This window comes from Crocosphaera sp. XPORK-15E (assembly GCF_034931425.1).
Lineage (GTDB): Bacteria > Cyanobacteriota > Cyanobacteriia > Cyanobacteriales > Microcystaceae > UHCC-0190.
This window is the reverse complement of record NZ_JAYGHQ010000011.1, coordinates 175,226-201,489: the sequence shown is the minus strand read 5'-3', so window position 1 is coordinate 201,489 and position 26,264 is coordinate 175,226. Positions and strand designations below refer to the sequence as shown.

General features: G+C 37.8%; 20 protein-coding genes. 6 read left to right on the top strand and 14 right to left on the bottom strand.

The window, feature by feature from the left end; all coding sequences use genetic code 11:
• Positions 1-91: 91 nt before the first annotated feature.
• A complete protein-coding gene (locus VB691_RS14155) occupies positions 92-1,549 on the top strand; it encodes an isochorismate synthase (protein WP_323292210.1) in 1,458 nt (485 codons plus the stop codon).
• Positions 1,550-2,179: 630 nt separating this feature from the next.
• Here the strand turns inward: VB691_RS14155 and VB691_RS14150 are convergent.
• Entirely contained in the window at positions 2,180-5,689 is a 3,510-nt protein-coding gene (locus VB691_RS14150) for an eIF2A-related protein (protein WP_323292209.1), read from the bottom strand.
• Between the two features lie 262 nt (positions 5,690-5,951).
• On the opposite strand from VB691_RS14150, the gene VB691_RS14145 reads away from it, so the two are divergent.
• Positions 5,952-7,502 (top strand): hypothetical protein, encoded by a 1,551-nt coding sequence (locus tag VB691_RS14145; protein ID WP_323292140.1) that lies wholly within the window; start codon positions 5,952-5,954, stop codon positions 7,500-7,502.
• Here the strand turns inward: VB691_RS14145 and VB691_RS14140 are convergent.
• The 3 genes from VB691_RS14140 to VB691_RS14130 all read right to left on the bottom strand — a co-directional run bounded on the left by VB691_RS14140 (position 7,405) and on the right by VB691_RS14130 (position 10,576).
• Positions 7,405-8,004 (bottom strand): hypothetical protein, encoded by a 600-nt coding sequence (locus VB691_RS14140; RefSeq protein WP_323292208.1) that lies wholly within the window; start codon positions 8,002-8,004, stop codon positions 7,405-7,407. The two genes, VB691_RS14145 and VB691_RS14140, sit on opposite strands and share 98 nt — an antisense overlap.
• A 266-nt stretch (positions 8,005-8,270) precedes the next feature.
• Entirely contained in the window at positions 8,271-10,244 is a 1,974-nt protein-coding gene (locus tag VB691_RS14135) for a bifunctional aldolase/short-chain dehydrogenase (RefSeq protein WP_323292139.1), read from the bottom strand.
• A 167-nt stretch (positions 10,245-10,411) separates the two neighbouring features.
• Complete coding sequence (locus tag VB691_RS14130; RefSeq protein ID WP_323292138.1) at positions 10,412-10,576, bottom strand: short-chain dehydrogenase; 165 nt, start codon at positions 10,574-10,576, stop codon at positions 10,412-10,414.
• Between the two features lie 413 nt (positions 10,577-10,989).
• Between VB691_RS14130 and VB691_RS14125 the strand changes: the two genes are divergently transcribed.
• Positions 10,990-11,352: a hypothetical protein gene (locus VB691_RS14125; protein ID WP_323292137.1), complete on the top strand. Its 363-nt coding sequence runs from the start codon at positions 10,990-10,992 to the stop codon at positions 11,350-11,352.
• Positions 11,353-11,388: 36 nt separating this feature from the next.
• The gene (locus tag VB691_RS14120) at positions 11,389-11,712 is read left to right on the top strand and encodes an HdeA family protein (RefSeq protein ID WP_323292136.1); all 324 of its coding nucleotides are present in this window, start codon (positions 11,389-11,391) and stop codon (positions 11,710-11,712) included.
• 96 nt (positions 11,713-11,808) lie between these two features.
• Here the strand turns inward: VB691_RS14120 and gcvH are convergent, their stop codons facing one another.
• From gcvH to hypD, 6 genes are all read right to left on the bottom strand, one after another.
• Positions 11,809-12,204, bottom strand: a complete 396-nt coding sequence (gcvH, locus tag VB691_RS14115) for a glycine cleavage system protein GcvH (protein ID WP_323292135.1) — start codon at positions 12,202-12,204, stop codon at positions 11,809-11,811.
• Positions 12,205-12,303: 99 nt separating this feature from the next.
• On the bottom strand, positions 12,304-14,163 hold the full coding sequence (locus VB691_RS14110) for a GspE/PulE family protein (protein WP_323292134.1): 1,860 nt from the start codon (positions 14,161-14,163) through the stop codon (positions 12,304-12,306).
• A 260-nt stretch (positions 14,164-14,423) separates the two neighbouring features.
• A complete protein-coding gene (locus tag VB691_RS14105) occupies positions 14,424-14,627 on the bottom strand; it encodes a phycobilisome linker polypeptide (RefSeq protein WP_015145928.1) in 204 nt (67 codons plus the stop codon).
• Positions 14,628-14,829: 202 nt separating this feature from the next.
• Complete coding sequence (gene apcB, locus VB691_RS14100; protein ID WP_323292133.1) at positions 14,830-15,315, bottom strand: allophycocyanin subunit beta; 486 nt, start codon at positions 15,313-15,315, stop codon at positions 14,830-14,832.
• Positions 15,316-15,383: 68 nt separating this feature from the next.
• Complete coding sequence (locus VB691_RS14095; protein ID WP_323292132.1) at positions 15,384-15,869, bottom strand: allophycocyanin; 486 nt, start codon at positions 15,867-15,869, stop codon at positions 15,384-15,386.
• Positions 15,870-16,059: 190 nt separating this feature from the next.
• Positions 16,060-17,169, bottom strand: coding sequence for a hydrogenase formation protein HypD (gene hypD / locus VB691_RS14090; RefSeq protein WP_323292131.1), 1,110 nt, complete (start codon positions 17,167-17,169; stop codon positions 16,060-16,062).
• Between the two features lie 166 nt (positions 17,170-17,335).
• On the opposite strand from hypD, the gene VB691_RS14085 reads away from it, so the two are divergent.
• Positions 17,336-17,779, top strand: a complete 444-nt coding sequence (locus VB691_RS14085; protein ID WP_323292130.1) for a SufE family protein — start codon at positions 17,336-17,338, stop codon at positions 17,777-17,779.
• An 8-nt stretch (positions 17,780-17,787) separates the two neighbouring features.
• Here VB691_RS14085 and VB691_RS14080 read toward each other — a convergent pair whose 3' ends face one another.
• The gene (locus VB691_RS14080; RefSeq protein ID WP_323292129.1) at positions 17,788-18,324 is read right to left on the bottom strand and encodes a transcriptional repressor; all 537 of its coding nucleotides are present in this window, start codon (positions 18,322-18,324) and stop codon (positions 17,788-17,790) included.
• A gap of 175 nt (positions 18,325-18,499) precedes the next feature.
• Positions 18,500-19,384 (bottom strand): D-alanyl-D-alanine carboxypeptidase, encoded by an 885-nt coding sequence (locus tag VB691_RS14075; RefSeq protein WP_323292128.1) that lies wholly within the window; start codon positions 19,382-19,384, stop codon positions 18,500-18,502.
• A gap of 237 nt (positions 19,385-19,621) precedes the next feature.
• Here VB691_RS14075 and VB691_RS14070 point away from each other — a divergent pair, with 237 nt between their 5' ends.
• On the top strand, positions 19,622-22,630 hold the full coding sequence (locus VB691_RS14070) for a tetratricopeptide repeat protein (protein ID WP_323292127.1): 3,009 nt from the start codon (positions 19,622-19,624) through the stop codon (positions 22,628-22,630).
• A gap of 109 nt (positions 22,631-22,739) precedes the next feature.
• On the opposite strand, the gene VB691_RS14065 is transcribed toward VB691_RS14070, so the two are convergent.
• Positions 22,740-23,111: a hypothetical protein gene (locus VB691_RS14065; protein WP_323292126.1), complete on the bottom strand. Its 372-nt coding sequence runs from the start codon at positions 23,109-23,111 to the stop codon at positions 22,740-22,742.
• Between the two features lies 1 nt (position 23,112).
• Positions 23,113-26,142, bottom strand: coding sequence for an exonuclease subunit SbcC (gene sbcC / locus VB691_RS14060; protein WP_323292125.1), 3,030 nt, complete (start codon positions 26,140-26,142; stop codon positions 23,113-23,115).
• Positions 26,143-26,264: the final 122 nt, after the last annotated feature.

Below are 26,264 nucleotides of genomic sequence, written 5' to 3'. Positions count from 1 at the left end.
TGCTCAAAAGGCGAGAACCTGACTTGAATACCTTTCTTCGATATACCATCAATATCAGACTAAGGTGGAACAAACTATAAATAACTTTACGATGTCTGTTACCGCACCAGTCATTCCTAATCGTGCTAATGTCGGGTACAACGAACATAAGCTTGATCAATTACTCAAAGCTAGTCAATCATCTTTAGAAGGACAAAATAAATCGGTAATTGTCAGTTTTTCTCAAATCATTGAGTCTGTTGATCCCTTGTCGGTTTTGTCTTTTTTGACAGAGAAACAACAAAACCTAAGCCTTGTTCAACCCAATGAGCTTTCTTTTTACTGGGAAAATAGAGGTAGAAAAGAAGCAATTCTTGGCTATGGTACTACACAATATTTATCTTTAAATAATTCTGATAGATTTACTCAGTCTCAGGCATTTATTAAAGATTGTTGGCAAAAAATTCTTAGAATTGGTGAACAAAATTTAGAAGAATCATCTCCTCACTTTTTTTGTGGGTTTACCTTTTTTGTTAAAAATAATAACTCAAGTTGCCCTTTTCCCTCTGCTGCTGTATTTTTGCCGAAAATACAGCTAATCAAGCGAAATAATCGCTGTGTTTTAACTTTAAATATTTTGATAGATAAACAAACAAATATTCAGGAAATTATCAAAAAAATTCAGACCCAAACTAAAATTATTTCTAAAGTCAATACTTCCAGTGAATATTTATTTAATTTAAGTCCTTCAATTCATCCTCAGACTAAGTATAAAATGGCCCAGAATTTTAAAGCTTCTGTGGCCTCTGCTTTAAACTCAATTAAAGCTAATCATTTTCATAAATTAGTTCTTGCTCATGCTTTAGATTTAAAATCTCCGACGGATTTCTCTTTAATTAATTGCTTAAATAATTTACGGATTTCTTATCCTGATTGTTATGTTTTTGCTCTTAATAATGGTCAAGGAAATTGCTTTATTGGGGCGAGTCCTGAACGGTTAATTAGTATTCAAAATCAACAGTTAGTCACTGATGCTTTAGCGGGATCTTCTCCTAGAGGTAAAAACAAAAAAAATGATGATTATTTAGGACAGAATTTGCTAAAAAGTGAAAAGGAAAGACGAGAACATCAAGTCGTTATTGACTGTATTACTCACCGTTTATTTGCCTTGGGATTAACGCCACAAATTTCTCCGTTAAAATTATTAAAATTATCTAATATTCAACATCTTTGGACACCAATTTATACTCAATTATCTCCCCATATTCATCCTTTAGAAATAGTGGCTAAACTTCATCCTACTCCAGCCGTTTCAGGATTTCCTACTGAGATAACTTGTGAGGAAATTCAACGGTATGAAACCTTTGAAAGAGGCCTTTATGCTGCACCTTTAGGATGGATAGATTATCAGGGAAATAGTGAATTTATTGTGGGGATTCGTTCTGCTTTAATTTCAGGTAATCACGCTAGATTATATGCGGGGGCTGGTATTGTGGAAGGATCTGAACCTGATAAAGAATTAGCAGAAATTCAACTGAAGTTTCAAGCCTTACTTAAAGCTTTGTCTTGATATAGCAATTCTCATACTCATGAAGCTCACGACGAAGCCTCATGAGTCCAAGAAACGCTATATATAGCGGCCGTTGACCCCGACAAGGACGAGTTATAATTTTTGATAATGATATAGCTCAATTCCTTTTAAATTTCTAATGTCTCTCAAAATGGCTCAATTTACCTCCCACCAGAAAAATTAGGAAAAATTGCTCTACGAGGTTGCGCCTTTTAAGCCTCCTATGATATCATTACAATGCAAGGTCACAGGCTTGCTTTGACTAAAAACAGTTTTTTAGATCATTTGTTTTACTTTTAAGGACTATCACAATTTAGCGATCGCTGTCTAATTTTTTTAAAAAGTAGTTGCTTTTTGAGGGGGTTTGTGAGAAAATTAAAATTAATGCTTCATAATCGGAATATTGACACTTATTAATAAAGGGCAATATTTCCCATTATGACATAGTATATCATAAAAGTTTCCCTTTTGGATCATTGAAGTTGAAATTTTGGGAATTTTTTTGAGATTTAAGAAATTTTAAAATTGTGTTTCTTGTGGGGGTAATTCAGGAATTACCTATACGACCAATTATAGGTTTGATGTTTAATTTGCTCATATTTTGTAACAAAATTAAATATTAATATGCGGTTACGGGGAGGTTTTAGATATCTGATTAAAACAACTAGAAAGTTTTTCTTGCTCTTGGGGACGGGTAACTAAATAATCTTGTAACCAATGACATCCTTGAGCTAAAAGCGAGTTTAAGCGGGCAAATTCTTCTTCAACGGGCCACACTTTTACCATGCCATCTCTAGCGATAGTAAGTATTTGTTGATTATCAGGACGAAATTGTAAACTTTCCACAGATTCTTGATGTCCTTTCATCTTAGTATGAAGGTTGCCTTGTTGATCCCACAATCTTACTGTACCATCCCGTGAAGCCGTAATAAAATAATCACCACTGGGACTAAATGTGACACGGGAGATCGGAAATAAATCACTTTTCAGGGTGTTTAATAGTTCCCCTTTTAAGTTCCATAATTTAGCGGTACTATCCTCAGATGCTGTTAATAAATACTGGCCGTCAGGACTAAAGCTTAAGGAATTGATCCGATCTTGATGTCCTGTAAAAGTTTGTAAAAGATTGCCTTGTAAATCCCATAATTTAGCAGTATCATCGGCTGATCCTGTAGCTATATTTTGACCATCAGGACTAAATATTATCTGATAAATGCTATCATCATGAGCCGTAAAATGCTTAATTAATTGATAAGGTTTTTTCTGAATATTCCATAACCAAACTCCTCCTGAGCGATTAGCGATCGCTAATTTTTGACCATCAGGACTAAAACTAATACTATAAACCCTAACTGTATTGTCATTTAATTCCCCTAATAATTTACCTTGTAAATCCCATAATCTAACGCTTCCATTACTAGCAGAAGTAGCAATTGTTTGACCATCAGGACTAATACTAATGGTATTAACTCCACTACCATGAGCCTCAAATTCTTTTAATTTTTTTCCTTCTAAATTCCAGAGATAAACCATACCACTTTCATCAGCGATCGCCACTAATTTACCATTCTTAGAAAAATCCGCACTGGTAAGATAATTATTTAAAGTATCAAAGCCTTGCTCATGGCCCCTGGTGAGTTTCCATAGTTTAACAGTTCCATCACTAGAAGCAGTGGCCAAACGGGTTCCTGTCGCATTAATAGCCACATCATAGACAGGATCTTGATGTCCCCTTAATATAGCCACTTCTTGCCCTTGAGTATTCCAGAGTCTTGCAGTGCCATCACTTGATCCACTGACTATCAACTTACCATCCCGACTAAAAACGACACTATTGACCAATTCTTGATGACCTTCCAAGGTTGAGCGTAAATTTCCCTGTTTATCCCAAATTCTAATCGTGCCATCCTTCGCCCCCACAGCAATGCGTTGACCATCAGGACTAAAATTGATGCTATAAAAAGGAATTGCGTCCTGTTGTAAGCTTTTGAGCAATGTTCCTTGAATATTCCATAATTTGGCTGTACCATCCCGTGATGCAGTAGCCACAAATTGACCATCAGGACTAAAAGCAACATCATCCACAGATTTTTTATGCCCTTTCAATACAGCTAATTGTCGTCCTTGTAAGTCCCAAATTCTGGCAGTTTCGTCCCGTGAGGTGGTAGCAATACTTTGACCATCTCGACTAAAGGTAACACTATAAACCGAGGCAGTATGACCTTTGAGAATGGCTAATTGTTTCCCATTCAAGTCCCACAATCTAGCGGTATCATCTTGAGCCGCGGTAGCGATATGTTGACTATCAGGACTAAAGACAACCCCATAAATATTGCCTTCATGACCCGTTAATAGGGCTTTTTGTCGTCCTTGACTGTCCCAAAGACGTACAGTACCATCACTAGAAGCAGTGGCTATCCAACGACCATCAGGGCTAAAATTGACGCTATTGACAGCATCTTGATGGCCGATAAGTTTATTTTTCTCTTGAATGCGATCGAGAATTTGCTCTAGGGCTAAAATGGGGCTAGTAGCGGGATAATCACCTAAAAGTCGCCGATCTTCCACCAAGGTTTTCAATTTTTGACCCGCTTGCATGGCAGAGACTAACCCTTCCAGTTGTTCAAATTCAAATTGTCGCCAAGCACTATCCCCAGTCTGTTCTAATTGTGTCCCCATTTGCGCTTCTTTTTGCTTCTCAAAGGCTGATCTTGCTTGAGTGAAGGCAATAGTCGCACCCACCAAAGAAACGGCTAATATGCCTATTCCGAGGCGGATCATCCGTTGGGCTTTTTGGTTAGCTTGGGTTAATATTTCATTGGCTTGTGTTTGGGCAGCAAGATTAAATTCGGCTTCTCGTTTATCTAAATTTTGGCTTTCTGTTAAGTATTTATAATCAAGATTACTCAAACTTTTATCCATAGCCCAACCGAGGGCATCTTTAAGAGCTTGTCCCCGCAATAAACGGGAATCATCTTCATAATTAGAATTGAGCCAAGCAGTAAACATTTCTGAGTAGGGGCGAATTTTTTCTAGTTCTTTACTTACCCATTTTTGATTAAAAACGTTTTGATAAATGGCATTATAAACCACTAAATTGCCATTGCGTTTGACCACTAATCCTGATAATCTTAATTCTGTTTGTTCTGGACTTTCATCAGTTTCTAAGAACCCTTGTTGTAAAATTTGTTGATACATTCCCAACAGTCTTCCCGCCCGTTTTTCATTTCTAAATAGTCTGTCTCGAATGGTTTTGAGGTGAACTGGTTCATCTTGGGATTCCCAGTTTTTAATAACGGATGATTTGACTAATTTTTCGACCCAGTTTGCTTCTTCTCCTGGGGGAATAATAGCAGAATCATTTAACAGTAAAGTGCATAATTTTTGAGTTAAAAATGGCTGTCCTCCTGTCCAATTTACAACAGCTTTTAATACTGCTAGGGGACGCTCAGTAATAGGGGTTAAACCTGGAGCAAGAGGTTCAATTTCTTCTGGGGTAAATCCTGTTAATTCGATGGGTTGTCCGATATTAAAAGGGGTTTGGGTTTTATCTTGAATTAAGTCAGAGGGAGTAGCTACTCCAAATAAAGAAAAGACTAATCGTTCAAATTTAGGATTTTCTGCTCTTTGATTATAAAAAAAGCGAATTAAAGTAAAAAAATCATCCAAAGAAAAATTTAAGCTGAGAACTTTATCAATTTCATCAATAAAAATATAAACCTTTTCTCCTAAACAATGAACCAATAAAACTTCTTCTAAAAATTGACTAAATTTTTGTACTCCTGGTAAATCTTCTCGCTCCCGCAACCATACTTTTAAGTTAACTTTCCCAACTAAATTAAAGCCTAAAAATAATTGAGTAATAATGCCACTGTACCATTGTTTTTGAGTCAAATCGCTGCCTAAACTGGTAATATCAACCGAAGCGCAACTCATTCCCAAGTCTTGTAACTGGTGCATTGCTCGCACCCTCAAGCTAGATTTTCCCATCTGACGACAATTAAAAACATAGCAAAATTTACCCACTTTTAAGGCAGTGAATAGGTCTTGATCTGCTTGACGTTCCACATAAGTTGGATGATCAAAAGCGAGACTACCGCCGACTTTATAATTATAAGATTGTTGGGTTGTTAAATTCATCATAAACTGTTAAGTTATTTATTAAGGGAATATCTTTTAATTAACTTATTTCTCTTATTCTATCATCTCTAATCTTATCATCTCTCATCCCACTAACCAACCAATCCTGCTAATCTTATCATCTCTCATCCCACCAACCAGCTAATCCTGTTAATCTTATCATCTCTCATCCCACCAACCAACTAATCCTGTTAATCTTATCATCTCTCATCCCACTAACCAACCAATCCTGTTAATCTTATCATCCTAAAAATCCTGATCCATGACCTTAACTAAAATTTCCTCCCGTTCAAAAAAAAAGTTTTTCCGTCCCCGTCTTTGGTTTGAACAAATCATGGCGTTAATTGTCCTTGCTAATTATACTCTAGTTATTTTTGATTTAACTTATATTCCCTTGCGAGATTTTTGGTTACAGGGGAGGGTACAAATATTTATAAAACTAGGTACATTTGAGCGAAATATTCCCCCAAAACCCTTAAGAATTTTACCGCCTATTTTTTCGGAAATTATCACCAAATATGATGTAATTAAAGGAATTGAACCTCATCGAGACACGGCTCAATATTTACAAAGAATCGACAATCTTAATGAAGCAGTTAATCAGCAAGTTTTTTCTAATAAAACACCAGATGAAAGACAAAAAATAACAGAAGAAATTGAGAAAATATTGGCTGATTTGCGACTGAGAAGTAGAGACATGATTAACCAAAATCCTTTTCAGATAGCGAATAAAACGGGAACTTTAGAACGGATAAAAAATAAAATGCGTCAACACATTTTTGAGACGGAAGAAAGTTCAGCAACAGAAGCTTTTGAGCAGTTTTGGAGTGCAGAAAACTTCCGTAAAAATGGTTGGCGAGAAGAATTGAACTTTTTTGATGAAAGAATTCGCCCTTTAATAGAGACAAATTATTTTCGTCCTGTGGGAGAAAATGGGCAACCAATTGATAATTTTGGCTTAATAGATTTTCCTTTCTTTTTAATCTTTTTATCCGAATTTTTAGCCCGTACTTGGTATATTAGTCGTCGTCATACTGGTGTTAGTTGGTTCGATGCAATGTTATGGCGTTGGTATGATATTCTCCTCTTAATTCCCCTATTTCGTATCTTAAGAATTATTCCCTTAATTATTCGTTTAAATCAAGCAAAATTAATCGATCTCAAAGCAATTCAAAAACAAGCAAGTCAGGGTTTTGTAGCAAGTATTGCCCAAGATATTACAGAAGTCGTTATTCTTCAAGTCGTTAACCAAGTTCAATCTTCTATTGAAGAAGGCATTGTCAGGGATGTACTGATGCAGCAAAATACCCATCAATATATTGATCTTAATGATGTTAATGAAACTTCTGAATTAGTGAAATTAATGTCCCATGTAGTGATTGAAAAAGTGCTGCCAGAAATTAGGACTGAAGCAGAAGCTTTTTTACAGTATAATGTAGAAAAAGCCCTAAACCAAACCCCAAATTATAAAGAATTAGCAAATATTCCTGGACTCAAAACAATACAAAATCAACTAACAGAAAGATTAGTCTCTCAACTGTATCAGGGCTTATCTGTAGGACTTCAAGGACTCTTAGTAGAAGATCCTGAATTTGACCAACTGCTCAAAAAATTGATTGAAAAATTCAGTAAATCAATGGGAACTGAACTCCAAGAAGAACACAGTATTGATCAAATTGAATCCCTCTTAAATGACTTATTAGAGGAGATTAAAGTCAATTATGTTGAAAGTCTATCTCAAGAAAATGTTGAGGATATTTTAGAACAGACTCGCGCCCTTCGCCAAGCAGCAAAAACCACGAATACAAATTAAAATAGTCTCCATGTAACCCATAATAACTGAATAAACCTAAAGCAAATCCTCCTAAACAAATAACCCCTAATAATGACAAAACTTGCCATTCTGGATAGTTTTGTTTTTCTAATTCTAATTTACCTAAAATAGCAGCACACAACAATATCAAAAATCTCGCAAAATCTGTGAGCCAACGCAGCATAAAGACAATAGCAAATGACCAAAACAAAACCGCAAAGATGGCTCTACTATCAGACTTAAACCCACTGCCAAATAAAACTGTCACCAAAGCAACTGGTGCCATTAAACTAGATGTAATTAACAACACAACACCAATTGCGAATATGTGAAGCACGAGAAAAACCGTCTGATCTTGAAGAAACCATCCCCAGGTTTTTCCTTGTTCAACTAATTCATGAGTCCAGATGGTTATAGAAGAACCAACATACCAGCCAAAGGTACTATAAGTCAGTAGAACAATACCAAGAGAAAGGAAAGGAAACTTAATTGACTTGATCATTTTCACATTTTAACTATCCTGAATCTGAGAAACTGTTTATCCTGAGATATTGCACCTAGTTTGAAAACCCCGATTTTTTACCAAATAGTAACAAAGTCAATGGGGTTTCAGTCTTTAAAAATCGGGGTTTTGTGATTTTCAAATCATGGTGCAAGATCTCAGTATCCCTACAATATTAAACTAAAACCCTAAGTATTTTAGGTTTGTAGTAAGCTTTTAGGGCTTATTAGAAGGGCTAAAGCCCTTACTACGAACTCAAGCTGTTATTAGATAACTCTTTCATTTCCCCCATCTAAAGGAATTTGGGCCGCGGTTATCTTGCGAAATAACCCATCACACATCGAGGCAGCTAATTCCGCCACATCTTGACTGGTAACTTCTTCTTTTAACACATTATTGGTTTTATATTCTTGCACTGTCAAACCGTAATGTTTGGCCCGGGCTTCTAACACTTCTTCTGTCCAAATACCCGTATCAAATACCCCATTAGGATGAATAGAATTAAGGCGAATTTTATCTTGACCCCATTCTAAAGCCGCCACACGGGTTAACTGATTTAAAGCCGCTTTGGAGGCAGAATAAGCCGCAACCCCTGGGCCCGGGGCCGGCACATTTTTCGAGCCAATAACGACGATTCTACCGCATTTGGGAGCTAATTTAAGGAAAGGGTATACCTCTCGCATTAAGACTAAATTAGCATCCAGATTAATATTCATGATGCGTCGCCATTGTTCGGTTGAAAGGTTTTCTATTCGACAGGCCGGCGGAAAAATGCCCGCATTGAGAATCATCATATCAATACCCCCAAACTGTCTAATTCCCTGCTCTAAGGCTTGTTTAATAGCAGTTTCATCGGTAAGATCGCAAGGGATACCACAAAAATCAGGGCGTTTATGTAACTGGGTAATTTCCCCATTAATATCTAGTGCTATCACTGCGGCCCCTCGTTTTAATAAGGAGTCTACACAAGCTTTGCCAATACCCGACGCGGCCCCCGTAACTAGGGCCACTTCCCCCGCAAAAACAGGCGGTTTCCCCCCTTTGGCCAATTTTGCTTGTTCCAGTTCCCAATATTCCACATCAAAGATATCATCAGGCGGTAAAGCTTGATAACCTCCCAGGAGAGTAGCTCGTTCGATAATATCAATGGTATGGTCATAAATATCAGCGACAATGGCTGCTGCTTTCGCATTTTGTCCGATCGCACCTAATCCTAATTCTGGATCTAAAATTACCCTAGGGGCCTGATCTAGCATCGTTTTCGTCTCTTTAGCTTGGGCTAGATGGGTGTTAAAGTAGGTTTGATAGGCGGTTATATATCCCTGTACATCCCGTCCCAATAGGGGCAAGCGTTTGGTACGAATAACGTGATCGGGTGTGGCGGGCCCTTGTTGGGAAATAGTCTGAATATCGTCTCTTTGGGCAAATCTTAGGGTTTTTGGGGTTTGATGTAGGGCCAAAATGACGGGAAACCCCGCAGCTTGAGAAACTTGATAACGCAACTCCGCTAAGGTATGACTTAAGGGGGTTTGGGGAAAAGTTACGGGAGTTTGAGGAATATTCCAAGCATCATGTTTTTGTAGATAGTCTTCTGCTTGAGAGACTAACTCAATCATCCGTTGGTAAGATTCTTGGGCGGTTTCTCCAAAGGAAAAGATACCATGATTCATTAATACCATGCCGATCGTATTATCTCCCCTTTGAACCTCAAATTCTTGGGCGCAGAGACGAGCGAGGTCAAAGCCTGGCATAATGTAGGGGATAATGACCACGCGATCGCCATAAATTTCCTCGATGCGCTTTCTGCCTTCTGCTGTATTGGTGATGGTAACAACAGCATCCGCATGGGTATGATCTACATATTTGTAGGGTAAGATAGCATGAAGAATGGTTTCAACGGAGGGAGATGGCGCATTGGCCTGGATCATCTGGGTTTTCAGTTCATTGACCATCTGGGAGTCTGATAATGCCTTCAGTTTGGCTAATTTCAGCAAATGGGGCATTTTTACCCCAGCAAACCCTTCTTCTTCGATGGTAGCTAAATCCCAACCACTGCCTTTAACATAGAGAATGTCTTCCGTTTCCCCAACCAAATTATTTTGACGAATTTTAACCGAAGTATTGCCCCCACCATGTAAGACTAAGGAAGGATCTTGTCCTAATAATCGGGAAGTATATACTCTTAAGGCTAAATCTGTGGGATATTTAGCCGCATCTTGGTCATTCCACAAACTTTTCATTATCTAGGCGATCGGGTTAAGATTACAACAGCCATTTTTTTCTTCTCAACTGTATAACAATCTGACCCAAGGGCGCAAAAAATACCCAGGATAGTTAAGATTTTAGTCTATCCTGAGTTAGTTTGAAGTGTGAACATTGCCAATTTTGTCAATATCCTTTGATTGAATTAGTTTTCGGCTGATTTTAAGAGAAAATTACTGCTACGAATGGCATCTTCCCACTCTAGCAAAGGATCAACCATTAGACTTGTTTCTTTTTCCAGTAATTCACTCACAAAATTTTCGTATCCTTCTAGAGTATTAAACATTGATTGTGATTGAGTTGTATACATAATTAACCTCTTGATTCTTGAGCGTTACTATTTTATAAATTTTCATAGTAGGTTACTTCCAATGATAGAATTTAACCCCTTGAAAGTAAACTCGAAAACCTACGGATTTTGATCATTACCCATCTTTCCGAGAGAATACTTATCAATGGACAATTGACAATTGACAATTGGTTAATTTGGTTTAAAACCTCCTCTTTTAAGGGGATAAATTAAAAAAATTTTCCTTATTTTCAATCCTCTACCTTTTAGGTAGAGGTAATTGTCAATTGTCCATTGTTCATTGTCAATTGTTGAACGTCCTTGAAATTAGGGCAATTTTACGGTAAAATTCAGATAAAAATTTGTGAGGTTCGATCAATTAGAATAAAAGATGATACAATCACACAATCATAGTATCCAAACTTAGTAAAACTATGTCAAGACAAGGACAAAAACGATTAACAATTGGCACAATTATTGCGGCTAATTTTCTGTTGTTTTCTCCTCATATTACCCTCGCTCAATGGTCATCTCGTTCTCAATCTTATTGTGAAGGATATGCCAGAGATTTCGCCGATCGCAATGCGAGAGGGGGCTTTTTGAGAGGAGGGGCCAGAGGTGCGGCAAGTGGTGCGGCCATTGGTGCTATTGTTGATGGGGGAAGTGGTGCTGGAACAGGTGCAGCCATTGGTTCAGTTGTCGGGATCATTGGCGGTAGTGCGCGTCGAGCATCAGATTATGATAGCCTTTTTCAACAAGCTTTTAATGATTGTATGCGGGGCGCACCCCTCAGATAACAAATAAGTTTCCATCATCATAATTGAGGAGTTACCATGAAATTAGTCAAGAAACTTTTGGGAATTCTGGTATTAACTGCCATCGTTAATGAACTGGCAATCATGCCCAGTTTTGCCCAAGAAAATGCGGAAGATACCAAAATTGATTTGAGTAAAGTTAGCTGTCGAGAACTTCTAAAAATGCCAGGGGAAGACAAACGACTAACCCTAGTATTTTTTCATGGATTTATCAGTGCTAAAAAAAATCAAATGATGGTTGATAGCATTGCCTTACGAGAAGCAACGAATAAAGTAACAGATTATTGTATTGATAATCCTGATGCAACCTTAATGAGTGCCTTTGAGAAATATCGTATGTAGCTTCTGGAGAAAGAGTAAGACCAAGTAAAAGCACTGCTTTTAGGAGGCATTTTTCGGTGAAGGAAGAATCCCCTCACCTAAAGGTGAGGGGAGTTGTTAATCCTCCCCTTCTACCAGAGCGCGATATTCCGTAGCTGATAAGGTATCATCCAATTCATCATCAGGATTTTCCACCCGAACTTTGAGTAACCATCCATCTCCATAGGGATCATCGGCAATAAGTTCTGGAGAATCAATCATCGCTTGATTGCATTCGATTACCGTTCCCGAAACTGGGGGGTAGAGATCTTCTACCGCTTTGACAGATTCGATGTGTCCAAAGCTTTCCCCAATTTCTAGGGACTCTCCGACTTCCGGCAATTCTAAAAAGACCAGATCACCCAGTTGATCAATGGCAAATTCACTAATGCCAATGGTGGCAATTTCCCCATCTAACCGAACATATTCGTGGGAGTCTAAGTATCGAAGATCTTCAGGATATTCTAGTTCCATGACACATACTTAAATTTGTAGCAAAGTCAGTTTACACTGTCTTGGCTAAGGGGGATAGAGCTATGAGGACAAATCTCAATTAATCTTAGGGGATCTTTTTTATGACCAAGGATCGGGAATAGATTTAAACGGATTATTCCTTTCCCCCATGGGCCAGTCTTGATCGGAAGAAAAATCTGCCGCAATAGTTTCTTTATTGGGGTCTAATTCTCGTTTGAGTGCTTCCCAATCACCTGGATCTGATAATTCTTCATAAAAACTAACCCCAGAGGCAATAGTTTCTTTGGAGAGATCAATTTCTTGGGGCAAATCTCCAGGGATCTCAGTTTTTTTGAAAGCTTCGGCTTGATCCAGGGGTTTCATAGTTGACGGGGTTTCCTGGGAAACAAAGGGAACTTTGACAGGGGAAATAGTCGGGTTTAATGCTTGTTTGAGTTGATGGAATTCTTCGGTCAAAGTCATTAACAGTTGTTCAACAGTTGCCAATCGTTGAGTTAGATCAACGGGTAACATCATCGCCTCTTGATCGGCCATAGAAGTTTGAACATAATCAGGAAATAATCGCTTTAATTCTGCCAAGGTTGTTTCTCCCTGATAGACTAAGGCTAAACCTGCTTCTAGGGGCGATGTATCCTGATTTGATAAAGCAATTTGTTTCAGGGATTCTAGTTCTGCTCCTTGGGCGATCGCCGTTTTGAGGGCGGGCGTGCTTTGAAGTAGTTCGTAAAGTTGAATTTCCCCGTGATAGCCTTTTCCGTTACATTGTCGGCACAGTCGCCCCTTTTCTCTGGCTTGTTTGATCTCTGTCTCATTTAAGCTACGAGCTTGATAAAAGGTGATTTGGGCTTGTTTCTCAGGGGGAATGCCCCAGTCAGCTAATTCCTCAGCACTGGGTTGATGAACGGTGCGACAGGTAGGACAGAGACGACGGACAGAATGTTGATGAATTACCCCAATTAGGGTATCGGCCAACAAGCTGGGCGTTACCATCTGACTTAATAAGGCGATCGCACTGAGGCCATTCTCCGCACTTAAACTGGTCAACATAAAATGGTCATTACGGGCCATTTCTACTACCATCCGAGCCACAGAGGGATCGGGCAGGCGATCCACCATAATCCGCTGTTTATCCTGTCCTACCAAGGATTGCAGCACATCGGCATAGTCTTGTTCTGCATCAGGATTGATCTCAATTTGCTTAATCCCTGACAGAAGATAACTCATGGATTCTTCCACCGTAGCGATCGCGTTAGGATTATGATTTTCCTCCCAGAGCAGTCCATAAAGCAGGGCAGAGGGATCGCTTTTATGAGGACTGGTGACTAATAATAATCCAGAAGAACGATGATTGATCATTTGAAAGGATTTTTTGCTCACCTCATCGGCAATGAGTTGAGATAAGCTCAAAGGCTTAATGGCACTATCTAAGACACGAATCAGGGCTTTTTCCCCATAGAAACTGGGCAAAGTTTGAATCGAGAAATAAATGGTTCGTCCGCCTCCTCGTTTACGAATCCGACCTTTTTGCGGGGTTTCGTGTTGGGTAATGTCTAATTCTGCCATGAGTTTTAAGCGTGAGATGATGGCAGGGGTTAGCTTTTTCGGTAATGGATCTATCAGGGGTTTAAAACTTTCTCCTTGACGATAGCGAATACTGAGAAAGTTGGCTTCGGGTTCAATCTGGAGGTGGGTAGCCTGTTTTTCGACGGCTTTGGCGAGAAATTTATTAACGAGGGTGACAACAGCAGCAGATTGCGCTTCGTTTAACTTGAGGAGATCAGGGGGTGGGGTTTGCTCAAAACTATGGGGTATTTCTTCCCTGATTTCTGCATCACCGACGATGGTGGCCTCGAAATTGGGTGATTCTTCGCCGATAATGGTGACATCAAAGCCAGACTGTTGTTGACCGATCATGGTGGCCTCGAAATCAAGGGATTGTGTTTTAGAATTGTTTGACATTTGTTTTTTGAATAGATAGTTGAATTAAAAGATAGGGTGACGGGTTATATAAGGGTAATAGTAAGCTCTTGAGATAAGGGCATAGGACAAATGGAGTCTGCTTAAACAGCCTATTCTTTCTAAGGATTCCCAAATTTATTGTTTTAGTTACCATCCTTCTCGGAGGATTTTTCCGGGATTTTTCGCCAAGCAAAAAGAGGCCACAGTTGACCTCCCTTTAGTTGAGTTGAAAACTCACAATTTCTGATACTAGCTGATTTTTAGAGTAGGCCGGTGTTAGTACCAGGTTTACCAGTTGCTAGTTGTACCTTAATGATTTTACCGCCCATTTTCATGATGCGTTGTTGTTCCCGAAACCAGTTATCATAGGGAACTAATTTTGTGAAGTAAGTATTTTGCAATTCCCGCTGAGTCCGAATTCTCGTTTGACTAGGGACACAAGCAGTCACTTTAAACATTCTCATGGGTTGAATTCTCCAAATTTTCGTCAAAAATTTTTGTTGACTGTTGTCTAAATACAACAAAGTTCGGGAGTCAGGAGTCAATACTAGTTCGTCAAAACTCATCTTTAGCAGCAAAGATTAAGCCTTTAACCAGCTAGCACTCACTCTAGACTTCCCGAACCTCTAATGGACAACCTTTAATCGGTTGTGAACATCAGTTGTTCTAGCTTAAGCCAGAGCAAATGTGGTCAAAATAAACACCCATTTCTTTTCCTGCATCACTACCAACCAGGCCAGCAGTTACTTCTTTCATAGCTTGAATGGCTTGCACTGTACTGGAGACGGGAACACCTAAAGAGTTGTAGGTTTCTTTTAATCCGTTGAGTACACGCTCATCGAGGATAGAAGTATCGCCAGCTAACATGGCATAGGTTGCATAGCGGAGGTAGTAGTCGAGGTCACGAATACAAGCCGCATAACGACGGGTGGTGTACATATTGCCACCGGGACGGGTGACATCGGAGTACAGTAAGGATTTGGCGACAGCGCTTTTAACGATCGCAGCCGCATTGGCACTGATGACACCAGCAGCGCGCACACGGAGTTCTCCGGTGGCGAAGTAGCCCTTCAGTTTGTCCAGAGCGGAACCGTCAAGGTATTTACCTTGAACGTCGGCGGAATTAATGACAGAGGTAATTGCGTCTTGCATAGTTTTGCTTCCTTAATCTTGCCTAGTCTTCAACAGTCTTACAAATATTGGGTAATGGCTAACTCGTCTTAGCCCATTGCACCGATAACATAATCGAAGTAAGAACCAGCTTCAGCCGCATCATCAGCAGACATCATTCCTGTGGCAACTTCTTTCATTTCACGAATGCTTTGACCCACGGCACCTACGTCGGTTCCCAAGGATTTGTACATTTCCCGGACACCAACTAAGCCGATTTCTTCGATGGGGGTAACGTCACCAGCAACCACTCCATAAGTGATTAAGCGTAGATAGTAGTCCATGTCCCGTAAACAGGTTGCGGTCATTTCTTCGCCGTAAGCGTTTCCACCAGGAGAAACGATGTCAGGACGTTTTTGGAAAAGGCGATCGCCTGCTTGTTTGACAATAGTTTCACGGGCCCCTGTTAAGGTTTCTGCAATGCGTAAGCGAGCAGCACCAGTGGTGACAAAGGCTTTGATTCTATCTAGTTCGCCAGGGCTGAGGTAGCGGGCTTCCGCATCAGCATTCACGATTGATTTCGTGACGATACTCATTGATGGATTCCTCCCAATAAAATGAATTAGATGCTCTTAGGCTGACATCTTATACGAAAAAGGGTTGCTAATGGGTGTGTCAACTTTAGCTGTTGCCAAGCAACCTGACCCAATTATTTTCTTGCATTGTGTTGACATTCACTATTGTTTCTTAATATTTTGTAATATTTCCTTCAGGAATCCTGAGTCGTCAGAGGGATAGTTTTTGGTGATGGCGATAGCGGTAATAGGCGGCACAAGCCCCTTCTGAGGATACCATCGGGGCCCCTAATGGCTTTTCTGGGGTACATTGAGTGCCAAAGGCTGGACAATCATGGGGCTTTTTGTAACCTTGCATGATTTCGCCACTGATACACACCTCTGGGGTGCTAGATGGGGTCACGGAGGATAAGGGGGCTTCAAAGCGTTTTAAGGCATCATAGAGGGCATATTCTGAGCGCAATCCTAACCCACTTTCTCCAATTTCTCCAATGCCTCGCCAGGAACGGGGAACGACTTCAAAAATTTCTTGAATTAATTGTTGTGCTAATGAGTTTCCTTCAGATTTAACTGAGCGAATATATTGATTCTCACAGTAGGCTTTTCCGGTTTCTAATTGTTGAATACAGAGGTAAATTCCTTGGAAAATATCAATTGGTTCAAACCCTGTTACAACAATGGGAACTTGATATTTTTGAGCAATGGTTTCGTAGGCTTTATAACCCATGACTGTACAAACATGGCCCGCAGCTAAAAATCCTTGAACCAGACAATTAGGAGAAGATAAAAGGGCTTCCATGGCGGGGGGAACTAAGACATGAGACACCAATAAAGAAAAGTTTTTAATTTCTTGTTTTGCTGCTTGATAAACTGCCATAGCGGTTGCTGGCGTGGTGGTTTCAAAGCCAACTGCAAAAAATACGACCTGTTTGTTAGGATTATCTTGAGCAATTTTGAGGCTATCTAAGGGTGAATAAACAATGCGAACATCGCCCCCTGCTGCTTTAATTGTGAGTAAATCTTTTTGGGTTCCAGGAACTCGTAACATATCCCCAAAGGAACAGAAAATTACATTAGGAAGACTGGCAATAATTAAAGCACAATCAATTAACTCAATGGGGGTAACACAAACGGGACAACCAGGGCCATGAATTAAGGTAATTTCTTTGGGCAATAAGGTATCAATTCCATATTTGACAATGGAATGGGTTTGTCCACCACAAATCTCCATAATTGTCCAGGGTTGGCTGGTAATTTGGGCGATTTTTTGGGCATATTGTTGGGCTAAGGTAGCACTGCGGTATTCGTCAACAAATTTCATAATAATAAAGTCTTAATATTAAGTAGGTGAGCAAATCAAATTGATGATTCAATGATAATTGTTTTATTTTTTCTCCCTGTCTAAATTTATTTTTTTTTAAGAGTTATAAGAGGATTATTTTTGCTAGGATGAGATCTGGATTATCAAGTGATTTGAGAGTTTGTCTATGTCTGCTGCCTCTGCCTCTTTACCTCCTAACTTAGCCCATATTGTTGAACGGTTCAAAAAAAGGTCTGATCCCAAAAAACGCTATGAACAATTACTCTGGTATGCCAAAAAATTAGAGCCAATGCCTGAAGATGGTAAGCTAGAAGAAAATAAGGTTCAAGGCTGTGTTTCTCAAGTTTATATTACCGCTGATTTAAAAGATGGTAAAATTTGGTATCAGGGAGATTCTGATGCTCAATTAGTGAAGGGTTTAGTGGCTTTATTAATTGAAGGTTTAAATGGGTTAACTCCTAATGAAATCTTAGAAGTTACCCCTGATTTTATTGAAGAAACTGGTCTTAACGTCAGTTTAACCCCTTCTCGTGCTAATGGTTTTTACAATATTTTTCAACTGATGAAAAAGAAAGCATTGGGGTTTCAATTAGGAATGTCTGCTTCTTAATTACCTAACTATTCTTCTGATTCAAAATCCAAAGAATGATGATGATCAGCATCAGAAATAGCACGGGTACAAGACCAATGACTAGGCAGAGAAGAAGGCCAACCCATACGAATAGCTTCAGGACAAATTGTCATGACGGTAAGTTGACAGTCAATGAGTTGAAATCCTTCTTTTTCAGATTGCTTAAGGCTCTGTTTTAAGATAGAATCACTTTTAAATTCAGTGGTTCTATTACATTGGATACAAACCATGTGATGATGATGGTTAGGATAGGGATGATTAAGTTCATAGTGCTTGTGGCCTTCTGCTAGTTCTAATTCTCGTAAAATTCCCATCCGAGACATCAATTTAACACTACGATAAATCGTGGAGAGACTAATGGTTTCTCCTCTCTGTTCAAGAAGTTCATAAAGTTCTTCGGCACTGAGATGATGACCTTTGGAAAGGTTTTGGAAGACGTGTAAAATTTTTTCTCGTTGTGGAGTTAAACGCCAACCTCTGGCATTGAGTTCAGCTTTTAGGGAATTGGCAGTGTAGGGAGGCATAATAACTTGCTCTCACAAAGTTCTATTAATTGACAATGATAGTCTTTCTTCAGAGCTATTTGCAACAATTTTGATTTATTGATATTTCATTCTTTCACATTCCTTTCACATTCCCCCAGTCTAAAGCCTGGGGCTATACAAATGAAGCCCGCCTTCGCGGGCTTGTATTCCTAGATTAATCACAAGGGCGAACGGTACTCAATTGTAGAACAATTTTATCAATAGAACCGATCAGAGCGTTGCCAGAGACACTAAAATTGTTGGCTAGAATGCTAAATACCACGATTCCAAAGTCAGGATGATTCATATAACCTGAGAGGGCGCGAACCCCCTTTAATGTGCCTGTTTTGGCGTGAACAGCCCCTTGGGCGGGTGTGCTTTTCATGCGGTTTCTCAGGGTTCCTGTGACTCCGGCAACGGGTAAGGAGGCATAAAATACGTCCCTGGCGGGGGTGTAATACATGGCCCGTAAGGTGGTTACTAAAGCCCTGGGAGTGGCAACATTGCGTCGAGATAAGCCTGAGCCATCTACTTGACTAAAACTGCTAGGATTAACCCCAAGTTGAGTTAAGGCGTTTTTGGCTGCTTGTGGCCCTCCAATATGACGTAACAGGGTGTCAGCGTAATAATTATTGCTTCTGACGTTGGTAACATTAACCCACTCTCGTAAGGATTTTGAACCGACTTTTGATTGGGGACTTAACAAAGATAATGCTGCTGCTGTGGTAAAGATTTTGTTATTAGATGCGGGGATGAATTTTTTATCAGCATTATGGCTATATAAAAGGGTTCCGTCTTCTAATTTTTCGACTAAAACTCCCCAATTATTTTGATAGCGACCAATGATACTATCAAGGGCGGGTTCAATGACGGCAGCACAAGTTCCAACGGTGTTATTTTCTGGAATAGGAACTTCAATTTCAATGGATTCTTCTTCTTGAAAATATTCGGGATCAATGGTGTTTGTGTTGACTTCATTTGCCAAACTGGGGGTTGTCCAAGCAACTGATGCAATGGCAAAAATTGCTAAGGGTTGGAGCCAAAAACGGGTGTATTTCATGATTTTAATGTTTCCTTCACTACCTCGCCTTGTTACTCAAAGGTTTAGCAAGCAATTAAGAAACGTGCTAAAAGGAGTAAGACAATTTACAGAAGAAACTGTATCTTATATGTTCTGATAAGTCAAGCTATTTGATAGTTAATAGTTTAGAGTTGATAGTTAATGGAATTGGGCGAAAATAGAAAGGTTGGGGTAGAATAGTGGTGGTTTAAACACAATTTTTAAGTCTTTAATTTGATGTCAAATGTTCCTTATGTTTCCCGTGACAGTGCGGTAGCTTTAGAAGCTGCTTTTGTTGAAAGGTTGGACAATAATCATGATGGGTTTGTGTTTCATGTTTGGGGTATGGGGGGAGTGGGTAAAACTCGCTTGACTCGCAAGTTGAAAGAAGATTATCAAAATCAGGCAGATTTTCTTGAGGTTTCTTTTGGCTTTACTCCTGATATAGATAACAGCATTAAATTAATGGATATTCTGTATAAACAGTTACCAAATGATAATATTTTACAAAGAAATCTTCTACAAAAAGATCCTTTTAAGCAACTTTATCAACAGTATTGGGACACAATTAATGAGTTAAAAAATACACCTATTGAGGGTAAAAAAGAGGTTGATAAGGAACAAATTAATTTGGTTAAAAGTTTAGTTAGTGAGGGTGCAAGTGCTTTAATTAAATTGACTCCTGCTGCTGCTATTCCTGATACTGTAATTAAGGGAACAACGGAAACAGCGTTTCAAGTGGGAGGTTTAATGTTATCAGCAAAGGATAGAATTGGCTCATTTTTAGATCAACATCAAGCAACGAAGAAAAATAGAGAATTAAAGGCGTTGATGTTGGAACCGATACCGAAGTTAACTAAGGCATTTGTTGAGTCTTTAATACAGCGTAAAAAGCCTGTTGTTTTGGTGTTTGATACTTATGAAAAATCTACTATTGATATTGATGGTTGGTTGTGGCAATATTTAATCGGTAATAGTGACTTAAATAAGAGTAAGGTTTGTCTGATTATTGCTGGTCGAAAAAACATCTTAAAAAATGAACCTTGGCGTAAGTTACAACAGGATAAACAGTTTATTTATGAAAGGGGTTTAGATAAGTTTGATAAAAGTCAAACTAGGCATTATTTAGAACAGATAAATATTACAGATTCAGACATAGTTAATACTATTTTTAAGGTAACTAAGGGTTTACCTTATTATTTAGATAAAATTCGAGAGAGAAAAGAGAGAGGAGATAATATTGATTTTTCTCAGTTAAATCAAGATGTGGTTAATTTGCTATTACAAGGATTAAATAAAACTCAACAGCAAGTAATTCAATTAGCGGCTTGTTGTCGGCGGTTTAATCAACCCATTATTGAAGCTTTAATTAGTCAACAAGATGGGTTATATTTTAAGACAGCAGTAGATGAACAATTAAACTGTTTTGAGTGGTTAACACAACGAGATTTTGTGGAATATATTAATGGAGTATATCGGTTAGATGATGTAGCGCGAGATGTCTTTAGAAAGGAATTTTGGCGACAGGATGAACAACAGTTTAGAGAAACTCATCAAAGTTTAGCTGACTATTTTAAAGCACAAAGAAATGAGAAGATTTTTCCTGATAGTTCCCCTGCTGAACAATATAATAATTCAGATTGGGGAAGGGATACAATAGATTTTCTCTATCATTCTCTTTATGGTGGAAAACAAACCTGTGAAGTTGAATTAATGTCCCATTTATTTGCAGCACGATATTTTAAGCAAGATGAAATAGTGCAGATTCCTGTGGGAGAAATTATGACAGAAGTGGATTTATCTCGTGATGATGAATCGATGTTAATTTATCCCCTACGTCAATTTTTACGAGAAATTATTGTTGCTGTTTTATGGAGTTATGCTGTCTTAGAAAAATATCCGATTAATTATGAATATTTTGAAGAATACAATTTATCTAAGGAGATAATTGATCAAACAATTCACAGATGTTTTCGCCGTCTTAATGCTTTAGAAGGAATCGCAAAGTTTGTTGCTTTACTCTACAAGTCTAAACGCTGTTATCCATCACAAAGACTGAGTTATTTACAACAAGCAAAACAACAAGCAGAAGTGATTGCTACAGAAGATGATCCAGATTTTAGTAGTGAGTTATTTTTGTGGAGTCTGGGTGCAGAATTTTATGAATTAGAAGAATATGAGACACAATTTGATTGTTGTGAAACTGCTATTAAATTTAAACCTGATGACCATGACGCTTGGGTTAAGCGAGGGCTTGCTTTAGGGAATTTGGGAAGGTATGAGGAGGCAATTTCATCTTTTGATCAGGCTTTAGAAATTAAACCTGATTACCATGAAGCTTGGTATATCCGAGGGCTTGGTTTAGAGTTTTTGGCAAGGTATGAGGAGGCAATTTCATCTTTTGATCAGGCTTTAGAAATTAAACCTGATTACCATGAAGCTTGGTATAACCGAGGGGTTGCTTTAGGGAATTTAGGAAGGTATGAGGAGGCAATTTCTTCTTTTGATCAGGCTTTAGAAATTAAACCTGATGATCATCAAGCTTGGTATAGCCGAGGGGTTGCTTTAGGGAATTTGGCAAGGTATGAGGAGGCAATTTCTTCTTATAATCAGGCTTTAGAAATTAAACCTGATTTCCATGAAGCTTGGAATAACCGAGGGAATGCTTTAGGGAATTTAGGAAGGTATGAGGAGGCAATTTCATCTTTTGATCAGGCTTTAGAAATTAAACCTGATGATCATCAAGCTTGGAATAACCGAGGAGTTCCTTTAGGGAATTTAGGAAGGTTTGGGGAGGCAATTTCTTCCTATGATCAGGCTTTAGAATTTAAACCTGATTATCATGAAGCTTGGAATAACCGAGGGAATGCTTTAGGGAATTTGGGAAGGTTTGAGGAGGCAATTTCGGCTTATGATCAGGCTTTAGAATTTAAACCTGATTTCCATGAAGCTTGGAATAACCGAGGGGTTGCTTTAGGGAATTTAGGAAGGTATGAGGAGGCAATTTCTTCTTATGATCAGGCTTTAGAATTTAAACCTGATTTGCATCAAGCTTGGTATAACAAAGCTTGTTATTATGCCCTACAAAATAATGTAACATTAGCCATTGAAAATCTACAACAAGCGATTAATCTTAATCCTAATTATAAAGATATGGCAAAAACTGATACAGACTTTGATAACATTCGGGAAGATAAACAGTTTCAATCATTCCTCAATTCTCTAAATTCACCAGAAGAAGAATAAATGATCATCACAGGTTTAACGGTGTAGGGATATAATACCATTATGTCCTAGAGGGTTTCATCTTTTACAGGGTTTAACGGTGTTAAACCCCTACAAAATATAAACAGGATTAAAAACTAATAAAAGGACTAACATCACCCGCAGAACATCCCGAAAGTGCGGCTAAATTAATCGGTTTTTGCTCAAGACTGGAAGGGACATAAGTATAAGCTAAATCAACCCCTTTACCATTAATAGAAACTTGCCAAAAATCTTGATAACCGACGGTTCCTGCTGCTACTGATTCAATGGTAACAGATCGAGGAACTTTTTCGCCACAGGGTTCACAAAAAAGATAAATTTGTTGATTTAAACTTAAAAATGAGACTGCTTTTAATGCTTGTTCTTTTTCAACGTAAGAACATTGATCAGCGTAAGCAGAATGACTGATTAAAAGGGTTGATAGGATGCTTAAAGTAACAATTTTAAATGGTTTCATCATACTAACTCGCTAAACTTAATTTTGATCCTTTATCGGTTTTATACACTTCTATACGATGTTGAAATGCTTCCTTAAATTGAGGCATATGGGTAACAGCTAGAATGCAAGAAAAATCAGCAGAAATTGCATTAATTGCCGCCACTAAACGCTCACATCCTTCTGCATCTTGGGTTCCAAATCCTTCATCAATAATTAACATTTGTAAAGAAGTTCCTGCCCGTTGTGCTAATAATTTTGCTAAGGCTAAACGAACAGAAAAATTAATCCGAAAAGCCTCACCACCGGAATAAGTTTCATAAGCACGGGTTCCTTTATCATCAGCAATAATAATATCTAATGTATCTATTAGTTTAGCAGATTTTGCGCGGGAACTGCTACCTTTTCCCGCCCGTTGTGTGATAAATTGTATATGAAGTTGATTGCCTGTTAAGCGTGATAAAACTTGATTGGTTTCTGCTTCTAATTGGGGTAAAACATTTTCAATCATTAAAGCTTGAATACCATTTTTACCAAATGCTTTGGTTAATTCTTGATAAATTCTATATTGTTTTTTTACTTGTTTAAGTTGTTCACTTTGTTCCTGAGATTGTTCTTTAAGAGTATCTAATTGAGATAAAGCTTGTTCTAATCTTCCTTTTTGTGCCAATAATTCATCTAATTTTTGTCGTTGAGTTTGAATCTTTTTCTCTAGGGTTATAATTTCCTGACGATTATCTTTTATCTTGTTAAAATACTCGGATAATTGTTTGATTTCCTGTTGTATTTTTTCTTGGTCTTTTTGATTCGCTTGTAATCTATTGTCAACAATATTTAACTGTTCTTCTAATTTAGGATATTGCTGTTTAGCTTCCTGTAATTTTTGATAACTAATCACCAAAGATTGAGATTGACGAATATAGTTAGATACTTTTTGATGATGAGATCTATCATAACCTAATTCTTTAAGGGATTGCTCAACTTGATTGATTTTTTGTTTGATTTCTGAATCATCATGTAATTGTTTAATCTGAATTTGTAACTGGGAAAGTTGTTTGATTAAATTAGGTTTTTGCTGATTAATTATTCTTAGATTACGGGTTGCCTCATCAATTTTAGCTTGCTTAATTTCTGCCCATCTCCACCTTTCAACTTCACCCCTTGCTAACCCATGAGTTTGTTCATCATAATTAAATTCTTGTAATTTTTGATTGATCATTTTTAGTTCTGATTGTAATTCTAATCCGTAGGTTTCTAGGGTTATAAATTTATCAATATTGCCTTTTTCTTGTTGAACTTTCTTTAACTTAATTTTGACTTCCCCTGCTTGATCAAGTTGTGCTTCAATTTGACTAAATTTTTGTTGTAATCTTACATAAGACTGTCCTTCTTTTTCTAATTGTTGATATTCAATTTGTAAAGACTGAATTTCTCGCTTACTGACAGACATTTGTTCCCGTAACAGCCAAATTTGATCTTGAATTTCTTGCTGTTGTTTTTGGGTTTTTCCAATGACATGATGACGGTGATTTTCATCTAATTCTTGTTCACAAAGGGGACAAGCTGATTCAGGAATTTCTAATAGGTTTAATTTCTGTTGTAATTCTTCTGTTTTTTCTTCATGACTACGTTGATTTGCTTTTAATCTTTCTTGCAAAACCTGTCTTTCTTGTGCTTTTTCTTGCACCCGTTTTTGATAAACTTTCTTTTTATCAAGTTCTTGAATCTTACCATCAATATTAATAGCAATTTGTCGTTTTTCAGGAATCTTATCCAGTTCTTCTAAATACTGTTTTTCTAAGATTTCAAGTTGTTCTAATTTTGCTGTTAAGTTGGCTTTTATTTTTTCAAGTTCAGTCTCTAAGGTTTGTTTTTGTTTCAGTAAAGGGGTTGCTTTATGCTGTAATTGATCTAATTCTTGTAATCGTTGACGATGGTGATATAATTTTTGTAGGGCAGCTTTTACTTCTTCTGAACGATTCAAAATTTGCTGTAAGTCTTTTTCTTGTTCTTCTAAATGTTCTAAACGGGTTTGTATTTGTCTAGTTTGTAATTGTAGTTGATTATTTTGTTTTAAAATATCTTGTTCTAGTTGTTGTCTTTTTTGTTGTGCATCTTGATATAATTGAAACTGCTGAGATAAGTTTTCTTCTTCCTTCTGAAGTTGGAATAATTCTTGATATTTATGGTTAATTTCTGCTTCTTGATCAAGCAATTCTTTTTGTTTGGTTAATTGATTAGTTAATTCTAATTTTTCTTGAGTCAATCTTTTTTCATCTTGTTGTAAACTTCGCTGTTTATTTTGTTGCCATCCTAATTGTTCTTCCCAAGTTTTACGCTGACTTTCTTCCTGTTGTAATAGCTGTAATTTTTGACGTTCTTCTGCTTGTAAAATTTGCAAATATTCTAATTCTTTAACCAAGACTTTTTGTTTCTCTTTAATATCTTTCTCTTGAGAAATTTGCTGTTTAATTCCCGATAAATTAATTTCAATTTGTTCAGATTGTCCCTTATATTGTTTTGATAAATCTTTCGCTTGACTCGCTAATTCTTCATATTGATCAAGCTTTAATAAATCTGCTAAAATCTGCTTTCTTTGTGTGGGGGGACGTAACATAAATTCATCAGCCCTTCCCTGACGTAAATAGGCTGAATTAATAAAGGTATCATAATCCAATTTCAAAGTAGAAATAATCTGTTCTTGAGTTGCCCTAATTCCCTTAGCAGTTAATGATAAAAAATCTCCGGCACTTTCAATTTGAAACTCTAAAGAACTATTACTTTTTCCCCGTTGACGACTGCGAATAATTCGATAAATTTGTTGATTACTAATAAACTCAAAATCAACCCGCACATAATCAACCCCAGTATGGATAATATCCTCCTCAGTAACTGCTCGACTTTTACCCCAAATTACCCAGGTAATTGCTTCAAGTAAAGAAGATTTTCCTGCCCCATTTGCACCACAAATACAGGCAGTATGTAACCCTCGAAAATCAAGGATAGCATCTCGATAACTAAGAAAATTTTTGAGGCTAAGTTGCAAAGGAATCATGTTAGCTAGTCAAGTAAAAATAGCTGCCGAATTATCATAGTGCCAACGTACTGTTATTTAGTGTAACTAGATTTCTCTGCATAATTCTAGTCTTTCCCTTTAAACTGTTACAATTATTTATA